This window comes from Streptomyces sp. CB01580, assembly GCF_001905795.1.
Lineage (GTDB): Bacteria > Actinomycetota > Actinomycetes > Streptomycetales > Streptomycetaceae > Streptomyces.
Genome location: NZ_LIXJ01000017.1, coordinates 52,034 through 68,783 on the forward strand (window position 1 = coordinate 52,034; position 16,750 = coordinate 68,783).

7 protein-coding genes are annotated in these 16,750 nt (G+C 73.5%); 3 read left to right on the forward strand and 4 right to left on the reverse strand.

Annotation, left to right across the window (positions count from 1 at the left end; translation table 11 throughout):
• Positions 1 to 56: 56 nt before the first annotated feature.
• Entirely contained in the window at positions 57 to 4,889 is a 4,833-nt protein-coding gene (locus tag AMK22_RS23555) for a type I polyketide synthase (RefSeq protein ID WP_073788031.1), read from the reverse strand.
• Positions 4,889 to 10,717: a type I polyketide synthase gene (locus AMK22_RS23560; RefSeq protein WP_073788033.1), complete on the reverse strand. Its 5,829-nt coding sequence runs from the start codon at positions 10,715 to 10,717 to the stop codon at positions 4,889 to 4,891. Before AMK22_RS23560 ends, AMK22_RS23555 begins: the two co-directional genes overlap by 1 nt.
• A gap of 782 nt (positions 10,718 to 11,499) precedes the next feature.
• Between AMK22_RS23560 and AMK22_RS23565 the strand changes: the two genes are divergently transcribed.
• Positions 11,500 to 14,382 (forward strand): helix-turn-helix transcriptional regulator, encoded by a 2,883-nt coding sequence (locus AMK22_RS23565; RefSeq protein WP_073788035.1) that lies wholly within the window; start codon positions 11,500 to 11,502, stop codon positions 14,380 to 14,382.
• 149 nt (positions 14,383 to 14,531) lie between these two features.
• Positions 14,532 to 14,858, forward strand: coding sequence for a divalent-cation tolerance protein CutA (gene cutA / locus AMK22_RS23570; RefSeq protein WP_107430621.1), 327 nt, complete (start codon positions 14,532 to 14,534; stop codon positions 14,856 to 14,858).
• A gap of 144 nt (positions 14,859 to 15,002) precedes the next feature.
• Here cutA and AMK22_RS23575 read toward each other — a convergent pair whose 3' ends face one another.
• Entirely contained in the window at positions 15,003 to 15,410 is a 408-nt protein-coding gene (locus AMK22_RS23575) for a RidA family protein (RefSeq protein ID WP_073788037.1), read from the reverse strand.
• Between the two features lie 138 nt (positions 15,411 to 15,548).
• Between AMK22_RS23575 and AMK22_RS23580 the strand changes: the two genes are divergently transcribed.
• The gene (locus AMK22_RS23580) at positions 15,549 to 15,929 is read left to right on the forward strand and encodes a winged helix-turn-helix transcriptional regulator (RefSeq protein WP_073788039.1); all 381 of its coding nucleotides are present in this window, start codon (positions 15,549 to 15,551) and stop codon (positions 15,927 to 15,929) included.
• Positions 15,930 to 15,980: 51 nt separating this feature from the next.
• On the opposite strand, the gene AMK22_RS23585 is transcribed toward AMK22_RS23580, so the two are convergent.
• A complete protein-coding gene (locus AMK22_RS23585) occupies positions 15,981 to 16,748 on the reverse strand; it encodes a YqjF family protein (RefSeq protein WP_073788041.1) in 768 nt (255 codons plus the stop codon).
• Positions 16,749 to 16,750: the final 2 nt, after the last annotated feature.

Sequence of the window (16,750 nt, forward strand, 5' to 3'; positions counted from 1 at the left end):
AGAACCGTGCGGGGAGGTGGGCCGCGGGTGGGCCGGGGTGTCGTGGGGCCGCCGGGTCATGCCGGACCGAGTTCGTTGTCGATGAAGGCGAAGACGTCGTCGGCGGAGGCCTCTTCGAGCCTGCCGGTGACGACGGCCGCGTCGTCCTGACCGAGGGTCTTGTTCAGGTCGTTGAGCAGGGCCTGGAGACGCACGGTGACCCGGCTCCGTTCGATGTCCTCGGCGGTGAGACCGCCGAGCCGGGCGGCGACCCGTTCGAACTCGTCGACCACGGTGTCCACGGAGGTGTCCGCTCCGGCCAGTTCGCTGCCCAGGTGTTTCACGAGGGCGGCGGGGGTGGCGTAGTCGAAGACGAGGGTGGCGGGCAGCGGCACCCCGGCGGCGGCGCTGATCCGGTTGCGCAGGTCGACGGAGGTGAGCGAGTCGAAGCCGAGGTCGCGGAAGGCGGTGGCCGGTTCGACGGCGGTGGCGTCGGCGTAGCCGAGTACGGCGGCGGCCTGGCCGCACACCAGGTCCTGGAGGGCGCGTTCGCGTTCCCCACCGGTGAGTCCGGCGAGTTTCGCCGCGAGGCCGTCGGCCTGGTTCGCGCCGTCCGGGCCGCCGGTGGCGCGCCGTGCCCCGGGCAGCGTGTCCAGCAGCGGGGCAGGGCGGCTCGCGGTGAAGGCGGGGGCGAACACCGACCAGTCGACGTCCGCGACGGTGACGGTGGTGTCGCCGCCGTCCAGGGCCCGTCGCAGCGCTGTGAGGGCGACGTCCGGGGCGAGGGGGGAGATGCCCATGGCCCGGGTGGCGGAGCGGACCGTGCCGTGCGCCGCCATGCCGTCGCCGCCCCACGGCCCCCAGGCCACGGACGTGGCGGGCAGCCCGAGCGCGTGCCGGTGTTCGGCCAGGGCGTCCAGGAAGGCGTTGGCGGCGGCGTAGTTGGCCTGGCCCGCGCCGCCGACGGTGGCGGTGAGGGAGGAGAAGAGCACGAACGCCGACAGGTCCCGGTCCGCGGTCAGTTCGTGCAGGTGGCGGGCGGCGTCCGCCTTCGGGGCGAGGACCCGGGCGAACCGGTCGGGGGTCAGCCCGTCCAGTACGCCGTCGTCGAGGACCCCGGCCAGGTGCACGACGGCTGTGAGGGGGTGCTCCCGCGGTACGGAGTCGAGGAGTTCGGCCAGTGCGGAGCGGTCGGCGATGTCCCGGGCGGCCAGGGTGACCGCCGTTCCGGCGGCCATGAGTTCCCGGGCCAGTTCGGCGGCGCCGGGGGCGTCGGACCCCCGGCGGGAGACGAGGAGCAGGTGGTCGGCGCCCTCGGCGGCGAGCAGGCGGGCGACGGCGGTGCCGAGCGCCCCGGTGGCTCCGGTGACCAGCACGGTGCCGGACGGCCGCCAGGGGGTACCGGCGCGAGCCGGTGCGGGCTCCAGCCGCCGTCCGTGGGCGCCGGTCTCGCGGATCACGATCTGATCCTCGTCACCGGAGTCGCCGAGCAGCGCGGCCAGCCGGGCGGCGGTGCGCGGGCCGATCTCGGCGGGCAGGTCGATCAGTCCGCCCCACCGGTCGGGGTGTTCCAGGGCGGCGACCCGGCCCAGGCCCCACAGCCCGGCCTGGGCGAAGCCGGTGACGGCGTCGCCCGGCCCGTGGCCGACGGCGTCCCGGGTGACGCACCACAACGGCGCGTCGGCACCGGCGTCCCCGAGGGCCTGGAGAAGGGCGGCGGCGGTGGCCGTCGGCGTCGCCGGGCCCGGCAGGAACAGCACCCCGTCGACGGCGGTCCGGTCGGCGAGTACGGCCGTCAGCGCGACGCGGTCGGCGTCGTCCGGCACGGCGAGGGTGTCGACGTGCCGTCCCCGGCCGGTGTGTGCGTCGACGCCGGTCAGCGCGTCGAGGACGGTAAGGGTCCAGGGGTCGTCGGCGGCGGATTCGGGGACGACGGCCAGCCAGGTTCCGCCGCGCGCCGGGGTGGCGGCGGGGGCGAGCGGTTCCCAGGTGACGCGGTGGCGCAGCGCGTCGGCGGCGGCGTGGGCCTGTCGTCGGCCGTGCCAGGCGGCGAGGGCGGGCACGACGGAGGCGACCGCCGTCTCGTCGTCGAGACCGAGGGTGGCGGCGACGGCGGGGACGTCCCGGTCGCGCACCAGCTCCCAGAACGGATCGTCGGCGTCGCCGCCCGCGCGGGCGGCGGCGGAGCGCTCGGCCTGGAGGATGGGGGCGTCCTCCCAGTGCCGGTCCCGGCGGAACGGATAGGTGGGCAGGTCGACGGTGCGTCCGCCGCTGAACACGGCCCGCCAGTCCGGGGCGGTGCCGGTCAGGTGGAGCCGGCACAGGGCGTCGGTGAGGGCGGCGTCCTCGGGCCGGTCGCGCCGCTGGGTGCCGATGGCCTCGGGGACCACGTCCCGCGCCATGGTGCTGAGGACCGTGTCCGGGCCGATCTCCAGGAAGCGGGTGGCGCCTTCGGCGACGAGTGTGGTGATCCCGTCGTGGAAGCGGACCGCCTCGCGCACGTGCCGCACCCAGTAGTCGGCGGAGGTCAGGTCGTCGGCGACGCGGCCGGTGACGTTGGAGACGACGGGCAGCGTGGGTTCGTGGAAGGTGAGCCCGGCCAGCACCTCGCGGAAGGGTTCGAGCATCGGCTCCATGCGGTGCGAGTGGAAGGCGTGCGACACCTTCAGCCGGGTGCTCTTCTCGGCCTTCGCGGCGACGGCGAGGACGGCCTCCTCGTCGCCGGAGACGACCACCGAGCGGGCGCCGTTGACGGCGGCGATGTCGACGCCGTCGGTGAGGAGCGCGGTGACCTCGTCCTCGGCGGCCAGCAGGGACACCATGGCGCCACCCGCCGGCAGGCCCTGCATGAGCCGGCCCCGGGCGGCGACCAGCGCGACCGCGTCCGCCAGGTCCAGCACCCCGGCGACATGGGCGGCGACGACCTCGCCGATGGAGTGCCCGGCGAGCAGGTCGGGGCGGACGCCCCAGTGCTCCAGCAGCCGGTACAGGGCTGTCTCGAAGGCGAACAGCGCCGCCTGGGCGTGGACGGTGCGGTGCAGCGGCGCCTCGGCGCGGTCGGCGTTCTCGCGGTCGGTGTCCGCTCCGGCGGTGTCGACTTCGGCGCCGTCCTCGCCCGGGATGTCGAACATGACGTCGCGCAGTGGCCGTTCCAGGTGCGCGTCGAAGGCGGCGCAGATCTCGTCGAGGGCGGCGGCGAACACCGGGAACGCGGTGTACAGGGTGCGGCCCATGCCGGGGCGCTGCGAGCCCTGCCCGGTGAACAGCACGGCCAGGCGCCCGGGTTCGGGGGCGACGACGGGCGCATGGGTGCCGTCGGCGATCCCGCGCAGGGCGTCCAGCAGTTCGTCCCGGTTCCGTCCGGTGACGGCGGCGCGGTGGCCGAAGGTGCTGCGGGCGGTGGCGAGGGTGTACCCGACGTCGTACGGGTCGAGACCGTCGGCGGCGGCCAGCAGCCGCTCCGCCTGGCGCCGCACGGTGTCGGCGCCCTTGCCGGAGAGCAGCCACGGCACGACGGGCAGCGCGGCGCGGACCGCGTCGGCGTCGACGGGGCCGGTGGGCGGGGCCTCCTCCAGGATGGTGTGCGCGTTGGTGCCGGAGATGCCGAACGAGGAGATCCCGGCGCGGCGTGGTCTGCCGTCGCCGTCCCAGGGGCGGGGCTCGGTGAGGAGTTCGACGTCGCCCGCGGTCCAGTCGACGGCGGTGGTGGGGGTGCCGACGTGCAGGGTGCGGGGCAGGGTGCCGTGGCGCATCGCCATGACCATCTTGATGACGGCGCCGACCCCGGCGGCGGCCTGGGCGTGGCCCATGTTGGACTTGATGGAGCCCAGCCACAGCGGTCGGCCCTCGGGCCGGTCCTGCCCGTACGCGGCGATGACGGCCTGGGCCTCGATGGGGTCGCCGAGGGTGGTGCCGGTGCCGTGCGCCTCGACCGCGTCGACGTGGTGCGGGGCCAGTTGGGCGTCGGCGAGCGCCTGCCGGATGACGCGGATCTGGGCCGGTCCGCTGGGCGCGGTCAGGCCGTTGGACGCGCCGTCCTGGTTGACGGCGGAGCCGCGGACGACGGCGAGCACCCGGTGGCCGTTGCGGCGGGCGTCGGAGAGTCGCTCGACCAGCAGCATGCCCGCGCCCTCGGCCCAGGCGGCACCGGCCGCGTCGTCGGAGAAGGAGCGGCAGCGGCCGTCGGGCGACAGCGCCCGGCGCTCGCTGAACTCGATGAACATCTCGGGGCTGGCCATGACGGCGGCGCCGCCCGCGAGCGCGAGGGAGCACTCCCCCTTGCGCAGCGACTGGATCGCGGAGTGCAGCGCGACCAGGGAGGAGGAGCAGGCGGTGTCCATGGTGATCGCCGGGCCCTCCAGTCCGAGGGTGTAGGCGATGCGCCCGGAGACGATGCTGCCGGAGATGGTGCCGCCGAGGTAGTCGTGGTGCATCAGGCCGACGAAGACACCGGTCGGGGTGCCCTTCATGGCCGTGGGGTCGATGCCGGCCCGTTCGAAGGCCTCCCAGCTGACCTCCAGCAGCAGCCGTTGCTGCGGGTCGGTGCCGGGCGCGTCCTTGGGGCTGATGCCGAAGAAGGCGGGGTCGCACTCGGCCGCGTCGTACAGGAAGCCGCCGTGGCGTACGTAGGTCCGGCCCGGGGAGCCGGGTTCGGGATCGTAGATCGCGTCGACGTCCCAGCCCCGGTCGGTGGGGAAGTCGGAGACGACGTCGCGGCCCTCGTCGACGATCCGCCACAGGTCCTCGGGGGTGCGGATCCCGCCGGGGTAGCGGCAGCCCATGCCGATGACGGCGACGGGCTCGTGGTCCTGTTCCTCCAGCTCCCGTACGCGGCGGCGGCTGCGCTCCAGCTCCGTCGTGGCCCGCTTCAGGTAGTCGCGGAGCTTGTCGGCCGTGGCCGGGGCTTCCATCACAGGGCTCCCAGTTCGTTGTCGATCCTGGCGAAGAGTTCGTCGTCGCTGACTTCGCCGAGGTCCCCCGGCGGTACGGGCGCGAAGTCGCGGCCGTGGGTGTCACGGGCGTCGTACCAGCCGCGCAGCAGCGCTTCGAGGCGCGCGGTGACACGGGTGTGGCTGCCGTCGCGGTCGGGCAGGGCGAGCAGCGCCGCCTCCAGCCGGTCCAGGTCGGCCAGGGCGGACCGGGCGAGGTCGGCCGGTCCGGGGACGAGTTCGGTCTTGAGGTGGGCGGCGAGCGTGCGGGGCGAGGGCTGGTCGAAAACCAGCGTTGCCGGGAGGGTGAGGCCGGTGGCGCGCGAAAGGAGATTGCGCAGTTCGACGGCGGCCAGCGAGTCGAAGCCCATCTCCTGGAAGGCGCGCCCGGGGTCGACGGCCTCCGGGGAGGGGTGGCCGAGTACCGCGGCGACATGGGTGCGGACCAACTCGACCAGGGCACGGTCGCGTTCGGCATCGGGCAGTCCCGCGAGCCGTTCGCGCCAGTCCGTCTTCGCGGCGGCCGGGGCGGCCTCGTCGGTGGCGGGCGCGGAGCGTCGGCCGGGCGTGGGACGGACGAGTCCGCGCAGCAGGGCGGGCACCCCGTCCGGGCGGGCCCGTACGGCGGCGGCGTCCAGGCGGACGGGGACCACGACGGCCTCCTCGCCGCCGGGTCCGGCGTCGAACGCGCGCAGCCCCTGGGCGGTCGTCAGCGGCGGCAGGCCGAGGCGGCGCAGGCGTTCCAGATCGGCCGCGTCGATTCCGGCGCTCATGCCTCTGCCCGTGCTGCCACCCGTGCCACCGCTCGTCCCGTCGCTCGTGCCGTCGCCCGGGGCCCACAGTCCGTAGGCCAGGGAGACGGCGGGCAGGCCGAGGGCGCGGCGGTGGGCGGCGAGACCGTCGAGGAAGGTGTTGGCGGCGGCATAGTTGGCCTGGCCGCCGCCGACGAGCAGACCGGCGGTGGAGGACAGCAGTACGAACGCCGACAGGTCGAGGTCCGCGGTCAGTTCGTGCAGATGCCAGGCGGCGTCCACCTTGGGGCGCAGCACCCGCTCCACCCGGCCCGCGTCGAGGCCGGTCAGGACGCCGTTGTCGACGACTCCCGCGGCGTGCACCACGGCCCGCACCGGGTGCCGGCCGAGCAGCGCGGCGAGGGCGTCGCGATCGGCGACGTCGCAGCGGGCGAGGACGGCCTCGGCCCCGAGCGCGGCGAGTTCGTCGCGCAGCGCGGTGGCGCCGGGCGCGTCCGCGCCGCGTCTTCCGGCCAGCAGCAGACGGCGCACACCGTGCTCGGTGACCAGGTGACGGGCGATCAGAGCACCCAGGCCGCCGGTGCCGCCGGTGACGAGGACGGTGCCGTCCGGGTCCCAGGCGGGCGGGACGCCGGGTTTGGCGCGGGCCAGGCGCGGCACTCGCACCTCGCCGTCGCGTACGGCGATCTCCGGCTCGTCCGAGGCGAGGGCGGCGGCGAGCGCGGTGGTGAGGGCGACGCCGGACGCGGCGCCCTCGGTGCCATGGATGTCATCGGTGCGATGGGCTTCGTCGCCGCCGTGGGCCTCGTCGCCGCCGTGGATGCCGACCAGCAGGAAGCGGCCGGGGTTCTCCGCGGCGGCGGCGCGTACCAGGCCGAACAGCGGGGCGTGCGCGAGGTGGTCGCCGCGCAGCAGCACGGCGAGCCTGCGGCCGGTGAAACGCTCGTCGGCGAGCCAGTCGCGCAGGGTGTCCAGGGTGGCGCCGACCAGATCCCGTACCCGCGAGGGCAGATCGCCGCCGGTACCGGGGTCGGGGGCGGGCGGTACGGCGAGCACGACGGTGCCGGGCATCGTGTCCCCGTCGTCGCACGTGTACGCGTCCGCGAGTGCGGCCAGGTCGGGGTGGCGTGGGGCGTCGAGCCCGAGGTCGACGCCGCACACGGCGAGGTCCGGCCGGGGCGGGTTCGCTGCGGACCCGGCCCCGGGCGCGAGGACGAACTCGACCCGGTACAGCGGGTCGTCGGCGTCCCCGGCGAGCTGGTCGGCGGTGACGGGCCGGGCCACCAGGCCGCGAACGGTGGCGACGGGCGCGCCGTGGCCGTCGGTGAGGTCGAGACGTACGGAGTCCGCACCGGCCGGGGACAGGCGCAGGCGCAGGCGGTCGGCGCCCGCTCGGTGCAGGGTGATGCCGCTCCAGGCGAACGGCAGCACGGCCTGTCCGCCGGGCAGGTCCAGCAGGTTGACGTGCAGGGCCGCGTCCAGGAGCGCCGGGTGGACGCCGAAGGCGCCCGCGGTGGTACGCGCCCCGTCGGGCAGGGCGGCCTCGGCGTACAGTTCGTCGCCCCTGCGCCACATGGCACGCAGACCCTGGAAGACCTCGCCGTATCCGTAGCCGCTGCGGGCCAGTTCGGGGTAGAGCCCGTCCAGGTCGACGGGTTCGGCGTCGGCGGGCGGCCAGACGGCGGGGGCGGACGACGAGGCGGCCGGGGCGGACGAGGCGGTCGGTGGCGCCTCGTCGGTCGCCGCGTTGGCCAGGACACCGCCCGCGTTGCGCGTCCACGGGGCGTCGGGGGTGTCGGTGCGACGGGACCAGACGGTCAGTTCCCGGTGTCCGTCGCGTGCGCCGTCGACAACGACCTGTACGGCCACGGCCCCCTGCTCGGGCAGGGTCAGCGGCGCGTGAAGGGTGAGCTCCGCGACCGTGCCGCAGCCGGTGAACTCCGCGGCCCGCAGGGCCATGTCGACGAAGGCGGTGCCGGGCAGCAGGACGGTGCCGTGGACGGAGTGGTCGCCGAGCCAGGGGTGCGAGGACAGGGACAGCCGTCCGGTGAGGAGCGCCCCTTGCGTGTCGGGCAGTTCGGTGGCGGCGGTCAGCAGCGGGTGGCCGGTGGCGCTCTGTCCGAGGCCGTCGGCGTCACCGCTGCCGTCGGCCGCGGCCTCCAGCCACAGGCGGGTCCGCTGGAAGGCGTAGGTGGGCAGATCGATGTGCCGGGCCCGGTGAGGGGCGTAGAAGGCCTGCCAGTCGACGAGGGAGCCGAGGGGGACGCGGGCGCCGGACGGGCCGGAGGACCCGGACGAACGGGAAGTCCTCGAAGCTCCGGGGGACTTGGCGGTCCCGGAGGAACCAGTGGCGCCGAGGGCGTTCAGCCGGGCCACGCCGGTGACGAGGTCGTAGGGCTCGTCGCCGTCGCGACGCAGGGTGGGGACGCACACGCTGTCCTCGGGAAGGCAGTCCCCGGCCAGGGCGGTGAGCGCCGCGTCCGGACCGACTTCGAGGAAGGCCCGTACACCGAGGTCGTGCAGGGTGGCGAGGGCGTCGGCGAACCGGACCGGACGGCGTACGTGCTCCACCCAGTAGTCGGGCGTGGCCAGATGGCCGGGGTCGGCGGGGGCGCCGGTGAGGGCGGAGACGATGGGAATGCGCGGCGCGCGGTACGCGCACCGGGCCGCGGCCTCGGCGAAGCCGGCCAGCATCGGCTCCATCAGCGGCGAGTGGAAGGCGTGGGACACCTTCAGCCGCTTGCCGTGCGCGAAGCGGGCGGCGAGCGCGTCGACGGCTTCCTCCTCTCCCGAGATCACCACCGACCGGGGACCGTTGACGGCGGCGAGACCGACCCGCCCGTCCAGGTACGGAGCGACCTCGTCCTCGGTCGCCCGCAGCGCGGCCATGGCACCGCCCGGGGGCAGTGCCGCCATCAGGCGGCCACGGGCGAGGACGAGGTCCACGGCGTCCGGCAGGGACAGCACGTCGGCGACATGGGCGGCGGCCAGCTCACCGACGGAGTGACCGGCCAGGTGACCCGGGGTCAGCCCCCAGGACTCCAGCAGGCGGTAGAGGGCCACCTCGGTGGCGAAGATGGCGATCTGCGCATGGTCGGTACGGGTCAGCAGCTCGGCATCGCCGTCGATCAGCTCGCCGAGCGGACGTTCCAGGTGGGGGTCGGCGAGCGCGCACACCGCGTCGAACGCCTCGGCGTAGACCGGGTGGGCGCGATGCAGGGCGCGGCCCATGCCGACGCGCTGGGAACCCTGGCCGGTGAACAGGAACGCCGTTCCGCCGCCGACCGGGGTGAGGGGGGTCGCGGCGGCCAGCGCGGCCAGCAGTTCGCCGGTGTCGCGGCCGACCGCGACGGCGCGGTACCGGAATCGGGTGCGGGTGGTGGCCAGGGACAGCCCGATGTCCGCCGGGGTGGCGTCGCCGTGCCGGGCGAGGTGGTCGCGCAGCCGGTCGATCTGGGCGGCCAGGGCCTCGGGGCTGCGCCCCGTGACGACCCAGGGCACGGGACCGGGCGCGAGTGCGGGACCGGGCGCGGGCTCAGCCGCGGACACGGGCACGGGGGCGCCCTGCGCCGGGGCCGGATCCACACCGTCGGCGGACACCGATTCCGTATCGGCGAGGATCCGTTCGGCGGGACCCTGTTCAACGGCGGCCGGTTCCGCAGGGGCCGATTCGTCGGGGGCCTGTTCCAGCACGATGTGCGCGTTGGTGCCGCTGATGCCGAAGGAGGAGACGGCGGCGCGGCGCGGACGGCCGGTGTCGGGCCAGGGACCGCGTCCCCGGGCCAGTTCGACGGCTCCCGCGTCCCAGTCGACCCGGTCCGTGGGGGCGTCGGCGTGGAGAGTGGGCGGCACCTCGCCGTGGCGCATGGCCATCACCATCTTGATGACGCCCGCCGCGCCCGCGGCGGCCTGGGTGTGCCCGAGGTTGGACTTCACGGAACCGAGCAACAGCGGGCGGTCTGCCGGGTGTTCGCGGCCGTAGGTGGCCAGCAGTGCCTGCGCCTCGATCGGGTCGCCGAGGGAGGTTCCGGTGCCGTGCGCCTCGACCACGTCCACGCCGTCGGCGGTGACCCCGGCGGCGGCCAGCGCCTGCCGGATGACCCGTTGCTGCGAGGGGCCGTTGGGCGCGGTCAGCCGGCTGCTGGCGCCGTCGGAGTTGACGGCGCTGCCCCGCACGACGGCGAGCACCGGGTGACCGTTGCGCCGGGCGTCGGCCAGGCGTTCCACGACCAGCATGCCGACGCCTTCCCCCCAGCCGGTGCCGTCCGCGGAGGCGGAGAACGCCTTGCAGCGGCCGTCTGGAGCGAGGCCGCGCTGACGGCTGAAGTCGACGAACGTCTCCGGTGTGGACATCACGGTGACCCCGCCGGCCAGGGCGAGCGAGCATTCACCCGACTGGAGCGCGCGCACCGCCCAGTGCAGGGCGACCAGGGAGGAGGAGCAGGCGGTGTCGACGGTGACGGCCGGGCCTTCCAGGCCGAAGGCGTAGGCCACGCGCCCGGAGGCGATGCTCGCCGCGCTGCCGTTGGCGAGGTAGCCGTCGAGGTCCTCGGGGACGGTGGTGAGGCGGGTGGCGTAGTCGTTGTACATCACGCCGACGAACACGCCGGTACGGCTGCCGCGCAGTGAGGCCGGGACGATGCCTGCCCGTTCGAACGCCTCCCAGGAGGTCTCCAGCAGCAGTCGCTGCTGCGGGTCCATGGCGAGGGCCTCGCGGGGGCCGATGCCGAAGAAGTCGTAGTCGAAGTCGGCGGCGTCGTGCAGGAATCCGCCGGTACGGGCGTAGGTCCTGCCGGGCCGGCCCGGCTCGGGGTCGTACAGGGCGTCCATGTCCCAGCCCCGGTCGACGGGGAAGTCCGACACGGCGTCGGTGCCCGTCGCCACCAGGTTCCACAGGTCCTCGGGCGAGGTGACACCGCCCGGGTAGCGGCAGCCGATGCCGACGACGGCGACGGGACCGCGGGCGCGTTGCTCGTTCTCGCGCAGCCGGCGCCGCGCCTCCCGCAGGTCCGCGGTCGTCCGCCTGAGATAGTCGAGCAGTTGCTCTTCGTTGTTCACCAGCGCGCCGTCCGATCGAGATCGAAAGTGGGCCTCGGTCCTGCGGACTGTCCCGGGGCGGGCTCCCGGTCCGCTTCTCTCTCCGTTGTCGGAGGCTAGGCAGGGCGCGATGGCGCCTGATACCCCTACGGCCCCCAGGGCCCCCGGGGCCGGTACGGGGCGGGGCGGAGGCGGGGCCGTCCGGAGCCGGTACGGGGAGCGGGGCCGTCCGGGGCCGGTACGGGGAGCGATGGAGGCGGGGCAGAGGCGGGACCGGGACGGAACGGGCCGAGAGGCGTACGGGGCCGGGACGGAACGGCGCGGGCGGCGGCACGGGGCCGGGCGGTCGGATGTACCGGAACCGGGGCGGAGGCGCCCGGACGTGACGTGGTTCACGCGCGTCGCGCACCGTTTCCATTCTTCACCTTCCCGTAAATTCATCGACCAAGCAAAACCTGCTTCGAGCAGGCACTATGAGAGAAATGAAGCCGGAAGAGGCGTGGTTGACAACGTTGACACCGATCTATAGCGTCTCTGCATTCCATGACCAGGAAGCCTTTCCGATCCGGCTCGCAATGCCCTGTCGAGCCGGATCGATTCACGCCAAAAACGTCTTGAAACAGCCCCGACGGCCCCGAACCCGGAACCGTCGAACAGACCGGAGCACAAAGGGCTGCCACGGTGGCGGCAGCCTTCGCACCACGGGACGAGCGAGGAAGCGGAGCCGGGCCCGGTTCCGGCGTACCACCGTTGTCCCGGCACGAGCGACCCCGCAGGCGTAGTTGGACACAGGGGGGAATACCATGCGTCTTTTCGACCGCTCCAATGATTTACACATACTTAACGAGGCGTTTACCGAGAGCGTGAGCGGAAACGGTCAACTGGTGATCATCGTGGGCGGTCCGGGCGCTGGAAAGACTCAGCTCCTGCATGAATTCCTCGACACCCCGGACCGATTAGGAGCCCGCATACTCCAGGGCACGGCATGCCCGACCGAACAAAACCAGCCGATGAGCCTGTTGCGGAAATTGCTGGGCAACGACGGGGTGGAGACCGCGCCTTCGGTCACCGTACCGCCGACGGAGGTACCCCGGGGGGCATTCACTCCGTCCGAGGAGCACCGGGACGGAACGGCACCCGGAGAACCGGAACCGGGAACGACCGAGACACTGCTGCGGCTCGCCGACGGCGAACGCCCCCTGGTGGTCGCCGTGGACGACGCCCACCTCATGGACCGGGCCTCGCTGCGCGCCGTCGTCCATCTGCTGCACCGGAGCCGTTTCCGCCGGATCCTGGTGGTGTGCACCACGTCCGGCCAGCCCGACGCCGCACGCTCGGCCGCGTACACCGAACTGATCCGTCAGCCGCACCGACGGGCCCGTCTCGGCCCCCTGTCGGAGCGGGCCGTCGGCGAACTGATCGCCGCTCAGACCGGTTCCCCCCGGTCGGCCGGGGTGGTCCGGGCCTTTCACCGGGCGACCGCCGGAAACCCCCTGCTGGTGCACGCCCTGCTGGACGACAGCGCCCGCTTCGGCCGCGAGATGGACCGACCTGTCGCCGGCACCTCCTACCGCCAAGCGGTGCTGTCCCTGGTGCACCGCGGCGAGCCACGCCACGTACGGGTGATCCGGACGCTCGCCGCGCTGTCCGCCCCGGTCTCCGTCACCGCGCGCTCCGCACCGGCTTCCGCAACCTCCGCTTTTGCTTCCGCCTCCGCACCGGCTTTTGGCACCGCGCCGTTCGCACCGGCCTCCCTCGCCGTCGTCGCCGAACTCGCCGACACCCCGCCGGCCGGTGCCGAGGAGGCCATCGAGGCCCTCGACTCCGTGGGGCTGCTGGACGGTCATGTCCTGCGCCATCCGACCGCGGCCACCGCCGTGCTCGACGACATGGCCCCCGCCGATCGCGGCGAACTGCACGGCCGGATCGCCGGACTGCTGTACCGCAGCGGCGCGCCCGCCCGGGAGGTGGCCCGTCATCTGCGCGCCGCCGACCGGGTCCCGAGCCCCTGGGGCGCGAGTGTCCTGCGCGCCGCCGCCGATCAGGCCCTGGCGGCGGACGACGTGGAGTCGTGCGGCGGATATCTGCGGCTGGTGCTGCGCGACTGCTCCGACGAGCGGGAGCGCAACGCCCTGTCGGCCGCCCTCGCACGGGCGGAGTGGCGCACCAATCCCGCCGCGGCGGGCACTCATCTGGAACCGTTGCGCCGGGCCGCGCTGGAGGGCGCCCTCAGCACGCGCGACACCGCCGGAGTGCTGCGGCACATGCTGTGGCAGGGCGACACCGAACTGGCCGCCGAGGCCGTGGCCACGCTCGTGTCCGGGCAGTCCCCGGAGGATGCCCAGATCCTGGCCGAGGTCGAGTTCGTACGGCAGTGGTTCTACGGGATCGCGCTGCCCACCAGGAGCGCCCAGGCGACCGGACTCGACCCGCGCAGGCACGTTCCCACCTGCCGGAACGGCGGACTGACCGCCCAGGTGGCCATGCTGGTCGGCGGGGTCGCCACGGACGATTGCGCCGCGGCGGTGGCCCAGGCCCTCCAGGGACACCAACTCGACCATCTCAACTTGGAGTTGGTGGCGATGGCGCTTCTGGCGATCGCCCATGCCGACCGGCCCGCGCTCGCCGCCGACGCGTGCGGCACGTTGCTGGAGTGCGCCGCGGAGCGCCGGGCCACCACCTGGCAGGCGCTGCTGGGAAGCGTCCGGGCGGAGATCGCCCTGCTGCGGGGGGACATGACGACCGCGGCCCAGGGGGCGCGCCGGGCGCTGGACAGTCTGCACGAGCAGAGCTGGGGAGTGCTCGCCGGTCTTCCGCTGTCCACTGCGATCTTCGCGCACACCGCGATGGGCGCCTACGACGATGCCGAGGAACTGCTCGCGCGGGACGTTCCCGAACCGATGTTCCGCACCGTCTTCGGCATCCAGTACCTGCGGGCCCGGGGCCACCACTACCTCGCCACCGACCGGCCCTTCGCCGCCCTGAACGACTTCGAGACGTGCAGCCGGCTGATGCGGCAGGGGAATTCGAGCCTGCAGAAGGGCATTCCGTGGCGGTCCGATCTTGCCCTGGCCAACCTGCGGATCGGCAGGCCCGGGACGGCCCGGAAGTGGGCCGAGGAGCAATTGCGGCTGCCCGGCGGACACAGTTCCCGGGCCCGGGCGATGGGCCTGCGCATGCTGGCGGCCACCAGCAAGCCGCACCGCCGGGCCACGCTGCTGCGCGAGACGATCGACCTGCTGAAGGCGTGCGGCGACCAGCACACGCTCGCCCAGGCGTACGCCGATCTGTCCGCGGCCCACTACGAGTTGGGCGAGTACGCCCGCGCCCGGCTGGTCGCCCGCCAGGCGGCCAGGGAGGCGAAGGCGTGCAGCGTGGAGTCCCCGGTCGACGCGCATCTGCTGGAGGACCCCGCCACGCAGTCCGAGGCGTCCGGGGCGAAGGGCGGCCCCGCCCTGCTCAGCGACGCGGAGTGCCGGGTCGCTGGGCTGGCCGCGCTCGGGTACACCAACCGTGAGATAAGCGGCCGCCTGCACGTCACGATCAGCACGGTGGAGCAGCACCTCACCCGTGTCTACCGCAAGCTCAACGTGGCCAGCCGGTCCGAACTGCCGTCGAAGATGCTGGAGCACCGCATCCCGAAACTCTCCGACCGCTGGGCCGCCACCCACTCCCCCGCGGGCTGACCAGCGGCCGACCGGGCAGGCAGCGGTTCCCGGCCCGCCCGGTCGCCTCGACGGCGGGACTGCGCGTTCCCTCGCGAGAGCCCGTCACCGGCTGGATAGGGTCGGAACACACCGACCGGTTGCGGGCACCGACCAGGAGAGGCAGTGGCGTGGTGAGCGAGATCGTGATCGCGCAGACGACCATCGACGACGAGGACCGGGCGAACGCGCTGGCGCGCGGTGCCGTCGAGTACCGGCTGGCGGCCTGCGCCCACGTCGACCCGCCGTTGACCGCGGTCTACCGGTGGAGCGGCGACGTCGAAACGGCCCGGGAGTGGCGGATCTCGTACAAGACGACCACGGGCCGGCTCCCGGAGCTCGAAGCGTGGGTGGCCCGGGGGCACACCTACGACGTACCGGAGTGGATCACGCTTCCGGTCACCGGCGGCTCGGCGGCGTACCTGTCCTGGGTGGCCGAGGAGACCGGTGCCCCGTGACCTTGCGCGCCCTGGGCTTCCGTACGAGACGTCAGGTCTCCGACCCTCGTGTGAGCGTCATCGGCCGTTCGGTGGGGTCACCGAACGGCCGACGCATATCGGGTTCCTGGGTTCCGTGCTGCGGGGCGTGACAGGAGTGCCTGTTCAGCTGACGATCGCGGTGGCTTCGACCTCGACCAGGAGGTCGGGTCCTGCCAGGGCGGCGACGCCCACCCCCGTGAGCGGCGGGGCCGAGGTGGTCTTCAGCTTCGCGGCCGCTCTGGCGGCTCCGTCCAGGAGCAGGGGCATCTTGTCGGGGGTCCAGTCGACGAGGTACACCGTCAGCTTCACCACGTCGTCGAAGGAGGCTCCGGCTTCTGCCAGTGCCGTGCCGACGTTGAGATAGCACTGCTCGACCTGAGCGGCGAGATCCCCTTCGCCGATCGTCACCCCGTCGGCGTCACAGGCGACCTGTCCTGCGATGAAGACCAGTCTCGTTCCGGATGCGATCGACACCTGCCGGTAGAGGTCGACTTTCGGCAGTCCTTCGGGGTTCACCAGGGTGACGGCCATGCTGACTCCTCGCCATGAAAGCCCGTGGGCTCGGTTTCACCGGACCAAGACGCTCTTGGTCTCTTGTGGTTACTGAGGAACCGTAGGAGACTGGCCGCTGACATGGAAGAACGCACTTTTTGGTGACTGGGGAACCTCATGGTGACCAAGCAGCTCAAGAACCCGGCCGACGAAGCGGACCTGACCCGCGCGGACTCCCTGGCGCGGGAGATCTTCTCGGACATCGCCAACAAGTGGGCGTTTCTGATCATTGAGTCCCTCGGTGAGCGCACCTTGCGCTTCAGTGAGGTGCGCGGAGAGATCGAGGGCATCAGCCACAAGATGCTCACCCAGAATCTGCGCATGCTGGAGCGCAACGGTCTGGTCGAGCGGACCGTGCACCCCACCGTGCCGCCGCGGGTCGAGTACACCCTCACAGAGCCGGGCCGGGCTCTCCGGGCGACCGTCGGGGCAATGTGTGACTGGACCCACCGGTACTTCCGTCACATCGAGGCATCCCGCCACCGCTTCGACGGATGACGGGCCGGGCTTCGCCGGCGAGGTGGCCCCCAGGCGGGCCGGGCAGCCGGCTCACGGCGTGGGGATGCCCCCTGGTATGCGGGGCGGGCTCCCGAACCGGACCGGGACTCCCGGGGAGTACAGCACGCTCATGGGCTCCTCGGCCGGTGCGGGCAAGCCTGCCGAGGTGATGAGGTCCTCGTCGCAGTGCAGGAGTTCGGCACGGTGAAGGGGCCAGCGGGGGTGGGTGTTCGGGAGGTACATCGAACGCCCGAAGAACATGTTGTGCATGCCCCAGCGGGCGGTCAGAAAGTGTTCGAGCGCGGAGGGCTCATCGACCAGCTCTCCGACCCGTACGGCGATCCGGCTGTGCGCGCCCCGCGGGCCGGGCCAGCGCCGGTGGCTGGTGTAGGCGACCGTGTCCCCTTCCGTGCGCACGTCCATCTTGGACCAGACGTAGGGAAGGCGGAACGCTGCCCGGGCGACGGCCACGGGGATCAGGCGGGATGCGTCCAGCGAGCGGAAGACCACGCCGCGTCGGCCGTGGGAGTCCACCGAGTACAGGCGGACGTTGGTCTCCGGGAAGGATCCGAGATAGGGGATGCCGGGAAGGCCCAGCCATCCCACGCGGTGCATCCGGAAGGCGACGAGCCCGACGTAGGTGAGGCCGTCCAGCGTGTCCGGCCGCGTACCGGGGGGCAGCAGCGGCGCGACGACCGCGGGGTCGGCGGCCCAGTGGATGAAGGCCAGATCGAGCCAGGACTGGGTGAGCAGCACGCGGCGTGCCGCATGCGGCGGATCGGCCGATATCGGTTCAGGGGTCGCATCCAACGATGGCATCG

Coding starts and splice junctions, on each gene's coding strand:
- AMK22_RS23565 (WP_073788035.1), top strand. CDS start 11,500: ATGCGTCTTTTCGACCGCTCCAATGATTTACACATACTTAACGAGGCG.
- AMK22_RS23575 (WP_073788037.1), bottom strand. CDS start 15,410: ATGGCCGTCACCCTGGTGAACCCCGAAGGACTGCCGAAAGTCGACCTC.
- AMK22_RS23580 (WP_073788039.1), top strand. CDS start 15,549: ATGGTGACCAAGCAGCTCAAGAACCCGGCCGACGAAGCGGACCTGACC.
- AMK22_RS23585 (WP_073788041.1), bottom strand. CDS start 16,748: ATGCCATCGTTGGATGCGACCCCTGAACCGATATCGGCCGATCCGCCG.
- AMK22_RS23555 (WP_073788031.1), bottom strand. CDS start 4,889: ATGGAAGCCCCGGCCACGGCCGACAAGCTCCGCGACTACCTGAAGCGG.